The sequence below is a fragment of the Armatimonadota bacterium genome, from assembly GCA_037138755.1.
GTDB lineage: Bacteria > Armatimonadota > Fimbriimonadia > Fimbriimonadales > Fimbriimonadaceae > Fimbriimonas.
In genome coordinates this window covers 89,881-107,465 of sequence record JBAXHT010000002.1, presented here as the reverse complement: position 1 = coordinate 107,465, position 17,585 = coordinate 89,881, and the positions used below count along the sequence as shown (strand labels likewise).

Annotated in this window: 15 protein-coding genes and 1 tRNA gene; 12 read left to right on the top strand and 4 right to left on the bottom strand. The window is 55.0% G+C overall.

Annotated features, from left to right (window positions below):
• The first annotated feature begins 15 nt into the window (after positions 1–15).
• The 3 genes from truB (at position 16) to WCK51_10180 (ending at position 2,137) form a co-directional block, all read left to right on the top strand.
• Positions 16–852, top strand: coding sequence for a tRNA pseudouridine(55) synthase TruB (truB, locus tag WCK51_10190; GenBank protein MEI7577253.1), 837 nt, complete (start codon positions 16–18; stop codon positions 850–852).
• The gene (locus WCK51_10185; GenBank protein MEI7577252.1) at positions 839–1,312 is read left to right on the top strand and encodes a DUF2752 domain-containing protein; all 474 of its coding nucleotides are present in this window, start codon (positions 839–841) and stop codon (positions 1,310–1,312) included. The genes truB and WCK51_10185 overlap by 14 nt, the downstream gene beginning before the upstream one ends.
• Before the next feature lie 138 nt (positions 1,313–1,450).
• Positions 1,451–2,137 (top strand): RsmE family RNA methyltransferase, encoded by a 687-nt coding sequence (locus WCK51_10180; GenBank protein ID MEI7577251.1) that lies wholly within the window; start codon positions 1,451–1,453, stop codon positions 2,135–2,137.
• Here the strand turns inward: WCK51_10180 and WCK51_10175 are convergent.
• On the bottom strand, positions 2,129–3,964 hold the full coding sequence (locus WCK51_10175) for a cytochrome c biogenesis protein CcdA (GenBank protein ID MEI7577250.1): 1,836 nt from the start codon (positions 3,962–3,964) through the stop codon (positions 2,129–2,131). The two genes, WCK51_10180 and WCK51_10175, sit on opposite strands and share 9 nt — an antisense overlap.
• 62 nt (positions 3,965–4,026) lie before the next feature.
• The gene (gene hppD, locus WCK51_10170; GenBank protein MEI7577249.1) at positions 4,027–5,112 is read right to left on the bottom strand and encodes a 4-hydroxyphenylpyruvate dioxygenase; all 1,086 of its coding nucleotides are present in this window, start codon (positions 5,110–5,112) and stop codon (positions 4,027–4,029) included.
• A gap of 74 nt (positions 5,113–5,186) precedes the next feature.
• Between hppD and WCK51_10165 the strand changes: the two genes are divergently transcribed.
• On the top strand, positions 5,187–6,008 hold the full coding sequence (locus tag WCK51_10165; GenBank protein MEI7577248.1) for a pirin family protein: 822 nt from the start codon (positions 5,187–5,189) through the stop codon (positions 6,006–6,008).
• Here the strand turns inward: WCK51_10165 and WCK51_10160 are convergent.
• Entirely contained in the window at positions 6,005–7,270 is a 1,266-nt protein-coding gene (locus WCK51_10160; protein MEI7577247.1) for an adenylate/guanylate cyclase domain-containing protein, read from the bottom strand. The two genes, WCK51_10165 and WCK51_10160, sit on opposite strands and share 4 nt — an antisense overlap.
• 119 nt (positions 7,271–7,389) lie before the next feature.
• Between WCK51_10160 and WCK51_10155 the strand changes: the two genes are divergently transcribed.
• Entirely contained in the window at positions 7,390–7,974 is a 585-nt protein-coding gene (locus tag WCK51_10155; protein MEI7577246.1) for a peroxiredoxin-like family protein, read from the top strand.
• Positions 7,975–8,138: 164 nt separating this feature from the next.
• Positions 8,139–8,213: transfer RNA gene (locus tag WCK51_10150), tRNA-Thr, on the top strand.
• 40 nt (positions 8,214–8,253) lie between these two features.
• On the opposite strand, the gene WCK51_10145 is transcribed toward WCK51_10150, so the two are convergent.
• Positions 8,254–8,655, bottom strand: coding sequence for a hypothetical protein (locus WCK51_10145; protein MEI7577245.1), 402 nt, complete (start codon positions 8,653–8,655; stop codon positions 8,254–8,256).
• 104 nt (positions 8,656–8,759) lie between these two features.
• Here WCK51_10145 and WCK51_10140 point away from each other — a divergent pair, with 104 nt between their 5' ends.
• The 6 genes from WCK51_10140 to WCK51_10115 all read left to right on the top strand — a co-directional run bounded on the left by WCK51_10140 (position 8,760) and on the right by WCK51_10115 (position 17,530).
• Positions 8,760–9,530 carry a DUF4253 domain-containing protein gene (locus WCK51_10140; protein ID MEI7577244.1) on the top strand — a complete coding sequence of 257 codons (771 nt, stop codon included), beginning with the start codon at positions 8,760–8,762 and terminating at the stop codon, positions 9,528–9,530.
• A complete protein-coding gene (locus WCK51_10135) occupies positions 9,521–9,865 on the top strand; it encodes an NADPH-dependent FMN reductase (GenBank protein ID MEI7577243.1) in 345 nt (114 codons plus the stop codon). Before WCK51_10140 ends, WCK51_10135 begins: the two co-directional genes overlap by 10 nt.
• A 208-nt stretch (positions 9,866–10,073) precedes the next feature.
• The gene (locus tag WCK51_10130; protein MEI7577242.1) at positions 10,074–10,793 is read left to right on the top strand and encodes a hypothetical protein; all 720 of its coding nucleotides are present in this window, start codon (positions 10,074–10,076) and stop codon (positions 10,791–10,793) included.
• 98 nt (positions 10,794–10,891) lie between these two features.
• The gene (locus WCK51_10125; protein ID MEI7577241.1) at positions 10,892–13,174 is read left to right on the top strand and encodes a DUF1592 domain-containing protein; all 2,283 of its coding nucleotides are present in this window, start codon (positions 10,892–10,894) and stop codon (positions 13,172–13,174) included.
• A complete protein-coding gene (locus tag WCK51_10120) occupies positions 13,171–14,487 on the top strand; it encodes a DUF1552 domain-containing protein (GenBank protein ID MEI7577240.1) in 1,317 nt (438 codons plus the stop codon). Before WCK51_10125 ends, WCK51_10120 begins: the two co-directional genes overlap by 4 nt.
• A gap of 469 nt (positions 14,488–14,956) precedes the next feature.
• Entirely contained in the window at positions 14,957–17,530 is a 2,574-nt protein-coding gene (locus tag WCK51_10115) for a hypothetical protein (protein MEI7577239.1), read from the top strand.
• Positions 17,531–17,585: the final 55 nt, after the last annotated feature.

Below are 17,585 nucleotides of genomic sequence, written 5' to 3'. Positions count from 1 at the left end.
GACAAACCTTTGGAGATGACGTCGCATGACGTCGTCGCCATTTTACGGGGACGCTTCAAAACCAAACGCATCGGCCACTCCGGAACGCTTGACCCAATGGCAACCGGGCTACTAGTTGTGGCAGTCGGTCCTGCAACGCGGTTCCTCCAGTTCCTGCCGCTTGAACCGAAGGTCTACCGCGCGGAAGTTCATTTCGGACGAACCACTAATAGCTACGACCAGGAAGGCGAAACGGTGGATGAACAGCCAGTCCCGCCAGACTTGCTCACCCGCTTGGTTAATGCTCTTCCCAACTTTATTGGTACCCAAGACCAGCTCCCGCCGATGTTCAGCGCGGTCAAAGTCAACGGTCAGCCTCTCTACAAGCACGCCAGAGCCGGCGTCGAAATCGAACGGAAACCCAGAGAGATCCACATCGAACGCATCGATCTCCTTGAGTTCAACGAGGACAAAGCGGTGATTGAAGTCGAATGCTCCGGCGGAACCTACGTTCGTACCATTGCCCATGACCTCGGGCAAGCCGTCGGCTGCGGCGCCTACTTGTCAAACCTCGTGCGAACCCAAGTCGGAGAATTCATCCTCGAAGGCGCCCAGGACCCGAAGGAAGCCACTCTGGACCGTTTGATCCCCCTCTCGACCGCACTTCAGCCGATGCCCAGCCGTGAGCTCAGCGAAGCTGAATTGTTCCGAGTGAGAAACGGTAATCCAGTCGCCAACACGATCATCGAAGATGGTCATCACTGTATGCTGGTTGACTCCAAGGGCCAAGTGATGGCGGTTGCACACGCCGAAGGCAACGTATTGCAGCCCGAATGCGTTCTACCTACTGAGGCATTCGATGACGCTCTTTGAGCCCGACACAAAACTAAAAGTCCGCGCCCAGCTAATCTGGTTCTTTATGTGGCTCGGAGTCACCTGCGTCGGCCTGTTCCTGAAGCAGGATCCGCACCTCCACGGAACGCACCAGCAACTCGGCTTGCCCCCCTGCCCAAGCGTGCTGATGTTTAACCGCCCCTGCCCCGGCTGCGGGTTAACCACTTCATGGACAGCGTTGCTCCACTTGGATTTCGTGACTTCTTGGCGCGCCCATCCGCTCGGAATTCCGATGTATCTCGGCTTTACCTTCGTAGCCCTCGGCTGCCTCTACGGGAACATCAAGGGCCTGCGAATGCTGATCGACTCCAACTGGGCCAACCGAACATTTGTCACCTTTGTTGCCATCTTCTTCGTCTTCGGCGCGATCCGAATGGCGATGACCACCAACTACCAAACGCAAAAAGAGCAAATGTGGAGCTCCGCGCTGAAGCGGTGAGGAGCAGAGAATTTGGGGTTAACTCCTCTGGGATCGCAGGCGTCTCGCCTGCCTTGCGAGCGAAGCGAGGCTAATACACCCCACCTCAAACCGCCAACTGAAAACTGAAAACTGAAAACTGAAAACTGAAAACTAATCATGTCCATCCGCGCCCTTCCTCGAATCTTCATCTCCGGAGCCGATATGGCGGCACCGTTCGAGATTCCGCGCGCCGAGTTCGATAAGCTCCACAACGTCCTTCGCCTCCGCTCCGGGGCCCGGATCGGCGTCTTGCCCAACGACGGCACTTTCTGGGAGTGCGAGCTGGATGGTCGGTACGCCAAACCCTTGGAAAAGCATCATCCCAACACGGAGCCAACCCTCCATGTCACCATCGCCCAGGCTCTCCCAAAGGGCGATAAACTTGATGATGTTGTAAGAGCCTGCACCGAACTCGGGGTCAGCCATTTCATCGTCTTTCCCTCCGACCGAAGCATTGTCAAATGGGAAGACAAAAAGCTTCAAGACAAACTCCGCCGGCTTGAAGCCCTGACCAAGGAAGCCGCCGAGACCGCCTTCCGAACCCAAATTCCCCTCGTGGAATACCGGGCCTCCCTCGCCGAAGTCATGCGCGAACCCAACCTCATCGCCTTAAGTGAGTCAGAAAAGGAACTCAAGCAACTTCCAACTTCCGACCTCCAACCTCCAACTCTCCTCGTCGGCCCTGAAGGTGGCTGGTCCCCCCGCGAAGTCGAACTCCTCAAACCCTACGCAGTCACACTTGGCCCAAGGGTACTCAGAACCGAACACGCCGGGTTTGCAGCAGCGGCTCGGCTCCTACTTTAGGCCAGAGTCCAACTTGTCCAGAAACTCTTCGAGCTTGTCCGTGAAAGCCCAAGAAGTCTTCACGACTTCTCCGTCCGGCGAAACAATCGCATAGGTTGGCAACGTGACTGTTCCCACCATCCGCTGCATCATCTTGGCGTTCTCGGCATCCTGCTTGGCGTGGACGGGATCGTTCACCCGGTCGATGTAAATCGAGACCGGAACGAATTGCCTAAACTTCTCCTGAGTCTCCTTACGGGTGAAAATGTTCTGCTCCACGACACGGCAGTTCGTGCAGTACACACCTGTAAAGTCCACAAAAATCGGCTTCCCAGTTTCCTTCGCCTTAGCCTTAGCCTCTTCCCATGATTCGACAAACAGGCTCTTCCAGCCCGTGGAAGTCGCGGCACTAGCCTTACCCGGATAAGGTGATGGAGGCAAGAACCCTTCAAGCTGGCCCAGTTTGGTATCGCCAAAGGCCATCAGAACCCAGACCCCTAACGCCAGGGTCAAAGCCCCAACTCCTCGTCGGAACCAACCGATCTTGCCGTCGTCAACTTTCGGCAACTTAATTGCTCCGAAGCAGTAAAGCCCGGCCCCCAGAAGAAGTGCAAACCAAAGCGACAGCATCACTTCGCGGGTCAGGAAGCCAAAAGAAAATCCGAGATCGAACGAGCTGAAGAACTTCGTTGCTGCGATGAGCTCGATGAATCCCATGTAAGCCTTGATCACAACCATCCAGGCACCCGAGCGGGGAACCTTGCTGATCGCTGAAGGGAAGATCGCGAGCAAGAAGAACGGAATCGAAAACGTTGTGGAGAAGCCGAGCATCCCGATGATCGGCCAAACGTAATTGCCGTTTGCTGCCGAAACCAAAACTCCCCCGACAAAAGGCAACGTACAGGTGAACGAGGTGAGGCTAAACGTCAGGCCCATCAGAACCGGTGCAATCCAACCTTTTTTGCCGCTCGCATCAAACTTGTTCACTAGCTTAGGTGGCAAGCCAATCTCAAAGACACCGAACAGCGACAGGGCAAGAATGACGAATAGCGAACCCATTCCCAGGTTGAACCAAGGGTTGTTAACGAGCTGATTGAGGCCAGTCGCGCCAAAAACGGCAGCAACCAAAACTCCGAGGAACGTGAACGTCCCCACGATTCCGCTTGAGAAAAGTAGTGCCTGCTTCACACCTGACCCTTCCTCTTTGCGCTTGCTGAAGAAGGACACGGTTATCGGAATCATTGGGAAGACGCATGGCGTCAACAAGGCAGTAGCACCAGCGGCGATGGAAAGCAGCAGGAATGGAATGATCCCCGCCTCCTGGGCCTTCTTAATCTGGTCTGCTTCCGACGCACCGGAGCTTGAGCTTCCCGTCGGAGTTGGCTTTGTGCCCTCAACTTTTGGCTTCGGTTGAGACACGGAATCGCTGACTGCGACACCGGCTAAGTTCAAGTCGGCATCGGTCGGTGGTTTGCAGACACCATCCTTACAAACCTGAAACTTCACGACAAGCTTAGCGTCAGACGACTTTACAGGCACCCAGAACAGCCCCTTCTCCTTGAAGAAATCGACGTTCTTGCCGAACCCCTTATCGAATTCGGTGATCAGTCCTTCCTCGCCGATCTTCGCAGCAATCGGCTCCTCGCCAACTCGGAAAGTGGTCGGGTACGGCCCTGCCGGAACCTCGACGGTCGAATACAGATGCCATCCCGGTTGAATGGTCGCCTCAACCACCGCTGTCAAGGCCGGTGCCTTGCCCTCCAACCGCAAAACCTTCCAAGAAACCTCCCCCGCCGCGAAACCGAGCGCGGTCAGGATGAGCAACAGAAGGCTGGAAAGGAGTTTCATGGTCAACAAAAGAGGCTCTTTGGGCAGTCCAAAGAGCCTCTTATATTCTATTCGTTTATCGCCTAAAGAGTTCCGCGAAGCTCCTGTTCCCGTTCGATCGACTCGAACAACGCCTTGAAGTTCCCCTTTCCGAAGCTAGTCGCTCCTTTTCGGTGGATGATTTCGTAGAACAAGGTCGGTCGGTCAGTGATCGGCTTGGTAAAGATCTGGAGCAGATAGCCCTCATCGTCTCGGTCGACCAGAATTCCCAGTTCGGCCAAAACCTCGATGTCTTCATCAATCTCGCCGACACGGTCGGTGAGCACATCATAGTAGGTCTTCGGAACCCGCAAGAACTGCATCCCACGTGCCTTGAGAGCCGAGACGGTGGCGACAATATCGTCCGTGCGCAGTGCGACGTGCTGAACCCCAGCTCCGCCGAAGTACTCCAGATACTCGTCGATCTGGCTCTTCTTCTTGCCAGCCGCCGGCTCGTTGATCGGGAACTTGACTCGTCCATTTCCAGAAGCCATCACCTTCGACATCAGTGCGGTGTACTCGGTCGAAATGTCGTTGTCATCAAACGAGATTAGGTTCTTGAAACCAAGGATGTCCTCGTACCACTTCACCCAGACGTTCATCTGGCCCAGCTCAACGTTGCCCACACAGTGGTCAATCTCAACGATACCGATCCCCTCGCCCGGCTCGTTCATCTCGGCAAAGCCCGGAAGGAAGTGACCCTTAAAGTTGTCGCGGTTGATGAACGTATGGAGCGTGTCGCCGTAAGTGTGAATCGAGGCGATCCGCACAAATCCATCTTCGTTCTCGAGTGAATAAGGCTCAATTGCTGCCTTCGCACCGCGACGAACTGCCTCGTTGAACGCCCAATCGACATCGTCCACTTCAAAAGCGATATCCCGTACAAAGTCGCCGTGGATCGCCAGAGCCTCTGCGATGTGGTGCCCAGGCTTGACTGGGGCCGAGAACAGCAACTTAATGTCGTTCTGCTCAAGCAGGTAGTCAACTTCGTGTCGCAACCCCGTCTCCAACCCGTGCCGGGCCGTGATATTGAATCCGAAGACGTGCTGGTAGTAGAACGCCGACTGGCGTGCGTTTCCAACGTAGTGGCGAATATGGTCAACCTTTCGAATCGGGAAGTTATCTTGCATCGTCGCAAATCCTTTCCCACAGTTTACTAGCCACACTCGAATGATCTAGCTAGAACTTGACGTAAGAACCAGCTATGTCCAGAAAGATCATCCAAGTTGTTTCAAAGCTGATGACGCAACACCGTCCGGGATTTGCGTCGGTCGATAACTTCGCTCATGAAATTTCAATCGAGCCGTTTCTGGTGTTCACCGAGTTCAATATGGATCGGCAGATTTTTGGACCTCACCCCCACGCTGGAGTCTCCGTCTTAACCTATATGTTCCCCGACAGTCCGGGTGGATTTAGAAATCGAGATAGTCGGGGAGACGACTCGCAAATCCTTCCAGGTGGTGCTCACATCACCCAAGCTGGAAAGGGAATTCAGCATGATGAAACTCCCATTATGGAAAACGTCAACTGCCACGGGATGCAAATCTGGATCAACCATTCTGATGCCAACCGCTGGGTCGAACCCAAAGCGATTCATGCGATGCCAGATGAGATTCCCACCGTTCAGCTTGGCGACGCTACGCTACGAGTCGTTCTCGGCGAGCACAACGGGACTGCCTCGCCATTACAACCTATCACGGCGGTCCAGCTCTACCATGTCAGAGCATCTCCCGGCGACGAACTAACTTTTGATCTCCCAGAAACGGCCTTCATCTACGTCGTCCATGGCCAACTGGATGTTTCGGACAAACTCCTCTCAACATCGGACCTCGCGATTTTCGATCCTCACCCAAGCCAAATCGAAACCTTTGCAACCGAGTTCTGCCAGTTCCTCGTCGCCGGCGGGGTACCGCACAATGAGCCTATCGTCTACGGTGGCCCGTACGTTGCCACAACCAACGAGCAACTGGAAGAGACTCGCCGTCGATTCGGGCGTGGAGAAATGGGCGAACTGTTACCGCGTTAGGTGAGTCGAAACACGGTCCGAAAAACGGACAGCCAGTAGGTAACTTCAGTTGGAGCAGGCGTACCTGAGGGCGGCAAGGCTGCACAAGCGATTCCCAAGCTGTCTATTGTCTCTGGCTTCAGTTCCCAAAGCGGCTTCGGATCGGTCACTTGTCCGCCCGTAGCAATGACCACGCCACCCGTCGCAGAGTAAATGTCCGCTTGGCTTCCTTTCAGCAATGCCGCTAACGGTTTCTCTTGAGTCGTAACGTCAATCTCCTTCGACAACCAAGTTTTCATAGCCGCCAGTCCTTGGTAATCCGACAGCATTTTTTGGCCATCGGCCGCGGAGATGTTTGGGTTTTTCTGTAACAGAGCGACGGCACCGTCAAAGTCGTAAGAATTCCTCAGTCCTTCGAGTTCCGTTATCTCGGCGGGGGTTAGCGTGAAAGCAACCGGTGCCTGTGGAGTATTGGTATCTTGGGGCGATGTAGGCGTCTTGCTAACCTCAGGTGTAGCCTTCTGGTCGCCGAACTTCTTGAGGTTGAACTTATCTCCTCTGCCTTTAGGAACCGCGTTCATCCCCGTCTTAGAGTTCTTCTGAGCCTGGCTGATCATGTAGACCGGCACGGCCGCGACTCCGATCATAATCAGCGTAAGTACAAGCATCAAAACAGCTCGGCGACCCGTCGCTCCGGCGGGACCGTCCGCTGCCGTCGGAGGAGTAAATAGGGCTTCAGCAGCCTGAAGCTTCAACATTTCGTCGATCGCCGCTACCTCATAGGTCGGAATCGGGGCGGGAATATTCTTCGCCATTTGCCCCGGCACGTACTTGGCGTCCATCTTGACTTTGTCTTTGACAAGCTTATAAAACTCCGCCGACATCTTGATCGAATCCGGCTTCGCCATCGACTGAATCCGCGCAGCCTGATTCACGCCGTCGCCCATCGTATTCCGGCCGTTCAGGTGAATATCGCCGATGTTGAGTCCGATCCGGTGAGACAAAATCCCGTCCGGTGGATTGCTCATCTTCAGCGCATGGAGCGTCTGCTGGATGTCGAGCGCACACAGCATACACTGGGTAGCAGAAGAGAAGTACACCATCATCCCGTCGCCCATGGTGTTGAGAACTTCGCCCTTAAACGCTCCAACCGAGCGGAAAATGAGGTCAAAATCGCGATGAAGGGCTCGCATCGTGCGCTCCTCATTGATCGCGGTCAGCTTGCTAAACCCGACCACGTCGGTAAACATGATCGACGCTAATGTCCGCTGTTCCTGATCCATGACTCCTTCCCCTCGTCCCCAATGCTAAGATCCGTGACAACATTAAGACGACACTAATCCAGATTTTGTGCCCCAAAATCTTGGAACGAATCTGAATCTGCGCGAATACCCTCATTTGTATGGTAACCACTCTCGCCACCCTTATCCTCACTCAGACCGGAGTTGCGATGAGCGCAGACGCCGCGAAGCCTCTGCAGAATGGCGCCAAAGCTCCGATGGTCAAGCTGAACGATATCGACGGAAAGAGCAGGGATCTCAAGTCCATTCTCTCCGGAAAGCCGACCGTCGTTGTCTTCTATCGCGGTGGCTGGTGCCCGTTCTGCAACGCTCAACTCGCCGAACTCGGACAAAACATGGCGGCAATCCAAGCGAAAGGCTACAACTTGATCGGGATATCTCCGGACCTCCCGGCCAACCTTAAAGCTACGATTGGGAAAAACAAGCTGGAATATCCGCTGTACTCCGACGCCAAAGCCGAGGCGCTTCGTAAGTTCGGAATAGCTTTCAAGGTTGACGGCCTCACCTTCACTACCTACAAAGAGAAGTACAAGCTGGATCTAGAAAAGTGGTCGGGCGAAAACCACCACATCCTCCCGGTTCCGAGTGTGTACGTGATCGATGCCAAAGGCACGATCAAATTCAGCTACTCAAACCCCGACTATCGAGTCCGCCTCAAGGCCAACGCCCTCCTCGCCGCGCTGTAACGCTGGGATTGCGCCAGACTTGCTCCCCTTGCTAGCAAGGCAAGGCTAGACATCCGTGACCGGGTTCACGAGCGTTTGGCCACACGTGCGGGCGCACCAAAGTGCCCGCCCAACTCCCCACTCCAAACTCTCAACCAATTCGAGGTATCCTCTTCTACCGAAAAGCCGATGTAGCTCAGTGGCAGAGCAAGTCTTTCGTAAAGATTAGGTCGCGGGTTCGATTCCCATCATCGGCTCCAGGTTTTCTAAGCTGTCGCGGCGTTAGTGCCCGATGAGATGTTAATGAGAGACCGGTAGGGTTTGGTACCGAGGTAGTAGCCTGAAAATTAGTGCGGCGTAGGCGACGAAGCCCGCCAGGTAGAACTGACCCAAAAGTGACACCAGGGAACTTGCGATGTTTCCCTCCTCAGTTGGGCCACTCCACATCAGGACCGGTGCTGTCAATGCCCAAAGCAAAGCGAGAACCGCCACCACGATCAAACGGCTCCTAGTAACTAAGCCCAACCAGCCTCCGAGAGTTGCGCAGGCTATCCAGTCTGGCTTTGGACTGAAAAATCGCTGAGTTCGAGGCGTCTTAATCAGATCAGCGCCAATAACATGCATAAGCGTGAAGATCACGGCGTAAATCACTACCGAATAACCAATCGCAGTAAGAAATGGCTTGAATCCTCTTAATTCCACAAAAGACATTTTACGATCAGCTTTTCTGCGTCACGGCAGGTCCTTAATCGAAAACCCTCAATTCACCCTACTCACCATCCCTTCTCGGATGTTATGCTAAAGCAATGCTGAAATGGCTGCAGGGGAGGAAGGAGAGAATCGAGGGGTCTCGCGAAAAGATGACCCACGCCGTCACCCGCCCCGCTCAACAGCCCAGTACACCTCTCCCCGTCCAAAAAGTTCGCATGGTCAACATGCTCACAGGGCACCTCGCGCTCAAAGAATTCCCCCACAATCAAGCGCAGACCCAGTGGCTCGGGCTTCGCGCAAAGGTTAATGGCTCGCTCATCATCTTCGCCGACATCGAGGAGCACAGCGAACTCCGTGAGCCGGAAGCTCATGCTCAGCCTACTCAAGCCGAGCATCCTGACTACACCGCAATCCTGGCAACCCACAAGGAGTCACTTGACGCCAAGGACTTCGCCCGCCACCGACCCTCTCCGGCTTCACTGACGAACCCGGAACCGGCCAAAGAGTTCTTTTCCTTGAAGGGAACTCAGGCAACCACTTACCTCGGTGTCGTCCCTGTTAAAGAACCTTGGAAGGTTCCCGCCACTGCCGCATTCGGAAGCTGGGAGCGCATCACTGACGACGACATCGTCACCGCGCACCTCAAGTCGTGGTACGAGAAGTACGGTGCCACGCCCGCGCTCATCGGGGCCGGTCAACTCGAACTCTGGCTGGATCGCCCAGTAACGGACCCCGAGCAAGCTGCCGACCTCGCCTTAGAAATGTTCTCGCTATGTCCGGACATCATCGACGAAGGCACTGAATCCACCGAGACCCTCGCCAACTCAATCCTCGGCGCGCACGTTTGGTACTTCTGGTGGGATTGATCCTCGCGATCTGCGGGAGCCTCCGGGCCAACTCGGTGAATCGACTCGTGCTCCAAAGTCTTCAGAAAAGTCTGCCAGAATTGAGTATTAGTCGGGCTGTTGCCGAACTACCGATCTTTAACCCGGATCTTCTCGCTAACCGCCCTCAAGCCGTTGAGACTCTTTCCAACGAAATACTTGAGGCGACTGCAATCCTGGTTGCAAGCCCTGAATACATCCACGGCGTCAGCAGCGTTGTCAAGTCCGCGCTCGACTGGACCGTGGATACGGGTGCCTGGTCGAACAAGCCGGTATTCGTCATCAACTGTTCTGGCCGAGCTAACATCGCCCACTAGCAACTTTGCCACACTCTCGAAGTAATGGAAGCCGAGGTCCACCAAGCTTGCGTCCCACTCATGACCAATCGGTGCACCCTGACTGAGATTGAGCAAAACTTTGCCACAGAACTACAATCTCTGTCAGACACCATCGCCAATCGTGTCGGGTAACTTAACACGAGATGAAATCCCAGAGTTTTGAAGCCGTCTACTCCTTGGAGAATCAATGATCCTATCTGCTGCCCTCGCCCTAGCCATTGCTCAGCCCACGGTCATCGTCGTCGGTGATACCGTCGTCGCCGAGAAGACCTCGAAAGGCTGGAGGTCGCCGGAGAAGAACCTTCATGGTCAAAAGGTGAACTTGAAGAGCTGGAGGCTCGACAGCACCGTTGCTGGCTTTGATGGAGAAATCGAGTACGACGAGGGACCGCCGATGGAGTCGGTGCACATCAAGGGAATCGAGTTACCGGATAAGGACATTCTCTCCGTCTCCGGAAACCCCAAGTTTGCGCCGGTCACCCGGATCAGCCCCGAAAACCCGGAATACAAAAAGATTGCCGTTGAATATGGTAAGTCTCGCGGCCGCAAAGCGGTTCCTGGGATCGAAGCCGGATTTCTCGCTGACCTCGACGGAGACGGTCGCCAAGAAGCTCTCCTGGTGATCGCCACCGATGCAAGCGTTAAAAAGGAAAGCGGATTCTGCGCGATCGTCCTCCGGCATATGTCCGGAAGCAAAGTTGTGACCACCACCCTAGAATTCAACGGAATTTGGGGCTACATGCGCGGCCCATTCCACGGCCGAGTTTACGGAGTTGGCGATTTCGACGGTAATGGCACCCGAGAATTCATCTACACCTTCGAAGACCCTTGGGGCACGGATACTAAACTCAAGCAGTTCAAGAACGGCAAAGTGAAAAATCTTTGCACAACTTCTTGGGGTGAGTAACTACCCCTCCAAAACCACTAGATAGGGTCAGTGATTCCAGTGATTTAACGATCATTGGAGCCAGAACTGACCCTACCCGTTGTAACATGGAAGTAAGAGTGAGAAAGGCTCATCTGCTTCTGCTGACGTCGTCGTCACTGCCGCTTCTGGTCGCCCTCCAGGCCCCGGCCAAACCATCCGCGCCTGCTCCTTCCGGCGAACAGCTTTTTGCCAAAAATTGCGCCTCTTGCCACGGACAAAAAGGCGTCGGTGGAGGCGGATACCCGAAACCTTTGGCAGGCAATAAAAGCACTGCCGATCTCGGGACTTACATCGCAAAATCGATGCCGCCTGGGGGCAAAACTCCGCCCGCTCAAGCAAACGAAATCGCCAAATATATGTATGAAGCGTTTTACTCGCCGGTCGCTCAGGAGAGAATTCGCCCGCCGCGTGTCACACTGCAACGGCTAACGGTTAAGCAGTTCCGGAACGCTCTTGCTGACCTCATCGGCCCTGACCACCAGGCGCTATCCGGCGATCCTGGGGGAACGAACGGAAACTACTATAAGAAGAACCCGTGGGACGACAAAAACCGACTCATCCAACGCAAAGATACAAGCATCGACTACGACTTCGGAACAAAGGGTCCCAGCGACGCGGCCTTCGACCTTTGGAACTTCTCCGCCGTCTGGACCGGCTCAATCATTGCCCCCGAGACGGGCGAATATGAGTTCATCATACAGTCCAACCAAAACGTCAGGCTGCAACTTAATGGAGAGCGTCCTCTCATTGATAACCGGGTGAGAAGCCTGAACGAAACAGAGTTTCGAAACTCAATCTATCTCATCGCCGGTCGAAACTATCCGTTCTTTCTTGAGTTCTCAAAACAAACCGCCGGAGTGAACGACGAAGAGAAAAAGAAGAAAACTCCCCCTTCTTCGGCCTTCGTGAAGCTCCTCTGGAAGCGTCCCAAAATGGCTACCGAGGTGATTCCCTCGCAATTCCTTAGCCAGGGCTGGAACCAGAACACCTACATCTGCGACACGCCACTGCCCGCCGACGACCGTAGCATCGGCTATGACCGAGGAAACGCAGTCAGCAAAGACTGGGACGAGGCCACTACTCGTGCCGCGCTCGAAACCGCTGACTATGTGGTCTCCAATCTGGATCGCCTTAGCGGGACCAAACCAACCGACGCCAATCGGCCTGCCAAACTCAAAGAAGGCGCAAAGCTGTTTCTGACGAAAGCATTTCGTCAGCCGCTAACCCCTGAGCAGGAGCAACTCTATCTCGAAAAGCCCTTTGCCTCGGCACCCAATCCCGAGACCGCGCTCAAAAAGGTGATTGTTCTCGGGCTCAAGTCCCCTCGCTTCCTTTATCGAGAGATTGGTTCGAGAAAAGACCCGTTCCAAACAGCATCCGAACTCAGTTTTGGACTATGGGATTCGATTCCCGACACTCAGCTCCTCCAAGCCGCGGGCCGGGGAGAGCTCAAAACCGATGACGGTCGTCGCAATAACATCCAACGCCTTGTCAACGACTCACGAACCTACACCAAGCTCCGAGAGTTCTTGATGAGCTGGCTCAAGGTCGACGAAATCCCTGACATCGTCAAAAACGCTAAAGCCTTCCCGCAGTTCGATCAGGCAACCGTCAACGACCTCCGCACATCGCTCGACCTGTTCCTCAAAGACGCGGTCTGGGCTCCCGATGGCTCCTTTACCAAGCTCATGACCAGCAAGAATCAGTTCCTGAACGGACGGCTCAGCAAGCTTTACGGTGGAAATCTTGACCCGTATGCGAGCTTCCAGCAAGTGAACTCAACCGACCGCGCGGGAGTTCTGACCCATCCGTACCTACTTTCAAGGCTTGCCTACAATGAGGGAACGTCGCCGATCCACCGCGGCGTCCTCATTATCCGCAACATGATGGGACGCATTCTGGCTCCGCCGCCAAGTGCCTTCGCACCCGAACCCGCCTCGCTTCACCCAAATCTCACGACAAGAGAGCGAATCGCGCAGCAGACGAAGCCCGAGGCGTGCAGCGGCTGTCATAACCGCATCAACCCGCTGGGATTCACCTTGGAGAAGTACGACGCTATCGGCAAACTCCGCCTGATTGACAACAATAAACCGGTCGATACCTCTGGTAGCTACGTTGACTCCCAAGGGCAAATCGTTAAGTTCAATGATGCAAGCGACCTGGCAAGTTACATTGCAAGCAGCCCGGACAGTCACACCGCGTTTGTGGAAAAACTGTTCCAATACTTCACGAAGCAGCCAATTCGAGCCTACGGGAAGGATGCCCTCCCAAATCTCGTAGCACAGTTTAAGAAAGACAATTACAACATCCGAAGCCTGATCGTCAACGTGATGATGACGGCAACTGGGAATGCACAATGAACGATTCAACAAGAAGAGATTTTCTGAGAACATTAGGAGTGAGCGCCGCCGCAATGCCTTTCCTGATGGGCCTCCCTAGCTTTGCGTTCGGTAATCCTGCTCCGACTCGCAAACAGCGGCTAGTGATTCTGTTTAGCCCCGATGGCGTCGTGCCGAGCACCTTCTGGCCAGATACGCCCGGCACCGGGTTCATCTTCAAAGAATCTTTGAAACCTCTGGCAAACTACCGAGAAAAAATGCTGATCCTGAAGGGGGTCTGCGAGCGAGTCAAAGGCGATGGCGATAACCACATGCGCGGCATCGGCTGCTTGCTCACCGGCGTAGAACTCTTCCCAGGAAACGTCCAAGGCGGCTCCGACACTCCTGCTGGCTGGTCGAGCGGAATCTCGATTGACCAAGAGATCAAGAACTATCTCCAAAAGAGCCAAGCCACAAAGACGCGCTTCGGGTCGCTCGAGTTCGGAGTCATGGTTCCCGAGCACGCCGACACCTGGACCCGCATGTGCTACGCCGGGCCAAATAAGCCCATCGCGCCGATCGACGACCCGTACCAGATGTTCAACAAGCTCTACGGTCAGTCTAAAGATCGTGAACTTCTGAAGTCGGTGTTGGATGATCTGAAAACGGACATGGACAAGGTTCGGTCACAGATATCCAAAGACGATCAACGGCTCCTGGACGATCATATGCAACTTGTCCGCGAGATGGAGAAGGACATCTCCAGTCACAAGAACGAGACCCTCAACCACCCGGTTCCACAACTCGAGCCCGGGGTAAGGCGCGACAACGACAACATGCCAAAGATCAGCAAACTGCAGATCGACCTCATGGTCAGCTCGTTCATCGCCGATTCTTGCCGCGTCGCCACGCTCCAGTACACGAACTCCGTCGGCCAACCCCGCTTCACTTGGCTCGGAATCACCGAAGGTCAGCACGACCTCTCGCACGAGCCGGACAGCAACGCAACCGCCCAAGAAAAGCTCACCCGGATCAACAAGTGGTACGCCGAGCAGATGGCGTATCTGCTGAAGAAGCTCAGCGAGACCAAGGAGCCCGACGGTAGCGGATTTCTCATCGACAACACTACCGTCATCTGGACCAACGAGCTGGGCCAAGGTAACAGCCACACCCTAGAAAACATCCCCTGGGTCCTCGTCGGCGGCGGCCTCGGCTTCAAAACTGGCCGCTACCTAGACTTCAGAGGCGTCCCCCACAACCGCCTGCTCATGGAACTAGCCCACGGCTTCGGACACAACATCACGACCTTTGGGAACAAAGACCACTGCGGCCAAGGCGTACTGGGTCTGACGTAATCGATTGAAAAAACTCCCCACTTGTTGGGGAGTCGGTGAGCGAAGCGCACCGGTGGGGCTGTTGTAGCTTCGGTTGATCTTCGAAGCACTTATCGCTAAAATGAGGAAAGTGTTGTTGAAGCAGAGTTCGGTACTAAGCGGGTCAATGTTTTGGTTTGGCTTGGTTTTCGTCGCTCTTTCCGGGGGAATGCTATGGCACTCAACGCACCTCTGGTGGCTCCTCGCCGCGTTCGTGAGCTTTCACAGTGCTTCTGTATGGCTCTTATTCAGAGCAGATCCGCCAAAACCTCGTCCGAAGGTTTTGGCATTCGCACTGACGAGCATAGCATTTGCGATTGTGATCTTTGTCTTCGCAAATCAGTTCGCGAAAGAATCAACACTTCTGTGGCTTGGCGCGATCTGTTCATGCGATGCATCCATGAACTTCTTAAACCACCGAACCGAACTCCGCGGACCTGCGAGCTAAAGCATGCGCCTGAACATCATCAACCAGTTCAGCATCGAAACTGAGACCGATGTCGTCCGACGACTCCGTACGCGAAAGACCGAAGAACTCCTCGTCTTTCTCGCCCTCCACCAAACCCGTTGGATCGCCAGAACCGAGCTGATCGAGCAAATCTGGCCTGAAGACGACGACCATGCCGTACGCCAGAAACTCCGCCTGGCGCTCCACTCGATCAGAGGCGTCATCAAAGACCATCTTGAGTCCGATGGTGACCTCGTCAAAGTCAAAGACATCGAAGTTGACTTCAACGAAGCCGACCTCCTGAATCTGCCGCCCGACTGGCGGCTCATGCCCGGTCATGAAGTCGAGTGGCTCGACCTCATCGCCGCCAGCGGTGAAGCACGTCAGCAGCTTTCCACGCTCAGCCAACTGGAAACCACCACCGACCGCGCCAACAGCCTCGCTTACCTGATCAGCACGGACCCCGGCGAGCCATCGCTCTACCATGACCTATTCGACCACTACATCAAGCAGGGAAGTCGCACCGCCGCCAACGTTGTCGCCAGTTTTGCCCGCCTCAACCTCGGTCGAAACTGCCCGGCTGAGTTAAGCCAAACGACCAGGACCCAAATCCGCTCTGACTTTGTAGGACGCCTCCGCGAGCTCGCCAATCTCGCCGAAGCCCTTCTTGGCAACCAGGAGCCCGCCGCCATCCAGCTCAATGGCGTCGGAGGGATGGGCAAAACCCGCCTCGCCGCCGAGCTCGCCTCACTCGCCCCCACGGAAGACATCCCCGTCGCCTGGGTCAGCCTCGCTGGAGTCACTACCGAGGAGCAAGTCAAAGCCAAAGTTCAAGCGGCTATTTCCGAAACCCTCTCGCTTACTCCGGAGGAAGCCAATGACCCCCTTGAGATCAGTTCAATCCTCCTCATCCTCGACAACGCGGACGAAGCCCCGCTCCACTTCCTAAAGCACTTCGGTCAACCTGGCTGCGGACTTCGAGCCCTCGTCACCGCACAGAACAACCACCCTGAAATCGAGCGGAGCATCACGGTTCAGCCCCTCTCGCTCCCAAGAGGAAGCACGTTCGACCAGATTCAGCAGTCAGAAGCCATCAACCTCCTGACGTTTCTTTCCGGAAAGCCGCTCTCCGAAACCAACAAAATCGCGTATCAAACCCTTGCCGAGCAAAGCGGTGGAGTCCCGCTCGCCCTTGCAATGATCGGCTCCGAAGCTCGGCAACGCCCTCTCAGCGAACTTGCCGATTCCCTCCGTAGTCGGGTCATGGATCTCAAGTTTGGCCCGGGAAGTGAAGGTGTCCCTAACCGCCACCTTTCTCTGGAAGCCACTCTACTTTGGAGCTTTGACTTACTGACCAAAGATGCCCAGCGAGCCGCGATCTCGCTCAGTGCGATCGAAGAGGACTTTGACGAAAACATTCTCCAACCACTCACTATCGAACCCAAGGTTCTTCAAACTCTGATCAGCTCGAACTGGATCACCGAGCCAGTCTCGGAAGGCGTTTACCGACTTCTTCCACCAGTCCGGAACTTCTTGAATTATCGAGAGCCTGAGCAAGTTGAAGAAGCAAGACAAACCATCAAGTCATGGATCGTCACGGAAATCACCCGAAACTACCCGGCTGAGTACGCCGCCGTCAGCGAAGTTGCCGAACGCTATCAAGCTGATATTGCGACATTTGAGTTCGCCAGCGATCAAGACCCGCCTCAAGTGCAAGGTGCCCTCCTCGTCGGCCTCCAGGTAACCGCTCATCGCTACGGACGAGTGGAGAGATTTCTCACCCGAATCGCAAAACTCGTCGACTCGCACGAGCAACCGAATTGGCTGAACCTCCTCGGGAGCACTCACTACCTCCAGAGAAACTTCGAAGCAGCCCAGATTTGCTTTCAGAAACTTCAAGCAACATCTGACCCAGACCTACAGTCGGTAGCGAAAGCAAACCTTGCCCTCATCGCAATGAGCACCGGCCAGCCGGAGACCGCCGTCAAGTTGCTCAAGGAATCCGTTGCAGAAACGACCCACCCCCGAAGACTCTGTGGCCGGCTCATCAACCTGGCAAGCAGTTACTGTCTCCTTCAGAGGTTCAACGATGCCCTAGACGCGGTAAGCCAAGCCCAAAGCGTATTGGGCGAATCAGAATCGCTCCCTTCCTACGAAGCTCTTTGCCTTCAAAGACGAGCAGAGGTCGAATTTTTGCTCAACCGCACCCAACTCGCCAAAACCTCGGGGCTGCTCGCTCTCGATGGCTTTGAGTCAATCCGCCAGTGGCACCACATCTTGGAGTTGTACATGCTCCTTACTCTTGTCGCCGCCACGGAGCAGGATCGTGCGATGATGCAGCACTGGGCCCAACTCTTCCTTGATCAGCTTCCCGAGCCAAGCACCCTTTGCGGAACGTTGTACGAAGGGTTTACTCGGCTCGGTCAACCCTCCAACGCCGCCCAATTCGCGCCAGGAATCACAACCGACCGACTCCCGGTACTCCTGAAATCTCTCACTATCTCTAGCCCAACCACAAATCCTCAGCCAAGGAGCTATTGGTACGCCCTTGCTCGCCAAACCTTGAAACACCTCTGAAACGGTGAGCAGATACCTTGATCCTGCCCTGCTGAGAGTGCGGCGCGATAGTCAC

Excerpts from the sequence above, each read along its gene's own strand:
- WCK51_10160 (MEI7577247.1), bottom strand. The coding sequence starts at position 7,270 with ATGGATCAGGAACAGCGGACATTAGCGTCGATCATGTTTACCGACGTG.
- hppD (MEI7577249.1), bottom strand. The coding sequence starts at position 5,112 with ATGCAAGATAACTTCCCGATTCGAAAGGTTGACCATATTCGCCACTAC.
- WCK51_10180 (MEI7577251.1), top strand. The coding sequence starts at position 1,451 with ATGTCCATCCGCGCCCTTCCTCGAATCTTCATCTCCGGAGCCGATATG.
- WCK51_10175 (MEI7577250.1), bottom strand. The coding sequence starts at position 3,964 with ATGAAACTCCTTTCCAGCCTTCTGTTGCTCATCCTGACCGCGCTCGGT.
- truB (MEI7577253.1), top strand. The coding sequence starts at position 16 with ATGACGTCGCATGACGTCGTCGCCATTTTACGGGGACGCTTCAAAACC.
- WCK51_10165 (MEI7577248.1), top strand. The coding sequence starts at position 5,187 with ATGTCCAGAAAGATCATCCAAGTTGTTTCAAAGCTGATGACGCAACAC.
- WCK51_10185 (MEI7577252.1), top strand. The coding sequence starts at position 839 with ATGACGCTCTTTGAGCCCGACACAAAACTAAAAGTCCGCGCCCAGCTA.
- WCK51_10155 (MEI7577246.1), top strand. The coding sequence starts at position 7,390 with ATGGTAACCACTCTCGCCACCCTTATCCTCACTCAGACCGGAGTTGCG.
- WCK51_10140 (MEI7577244.1), top strand. The coding sequence starts at position 8,760 with ATGCTGAAATGGCTGCAGGGGAGGAAGGAGAGAATCGAGGGGTCTCGC.
- WCK51_10115 (MEI7577239.1), top strand. The coding sequence starts at position 14,957 with ATGCGCCTGAACATCATCAACCAGTTCAGCATCGAAACTGAGACCGAT.
- WCK51_10120 (MEI7577240.1), top strand. The coding sequence starts at position 13,171 with ATGAACGATTCAACAAGAAGAGATTTTCTGAGAACATTAGGAGTGAGC.
- WCK51_10130 (MEI7577242.1), top strand. The coding sequence starts at position 10,074 with ATGATCCTATCTGCTGCCCTCGCCCTAGCCATTGCTCAGCCCACGGTC.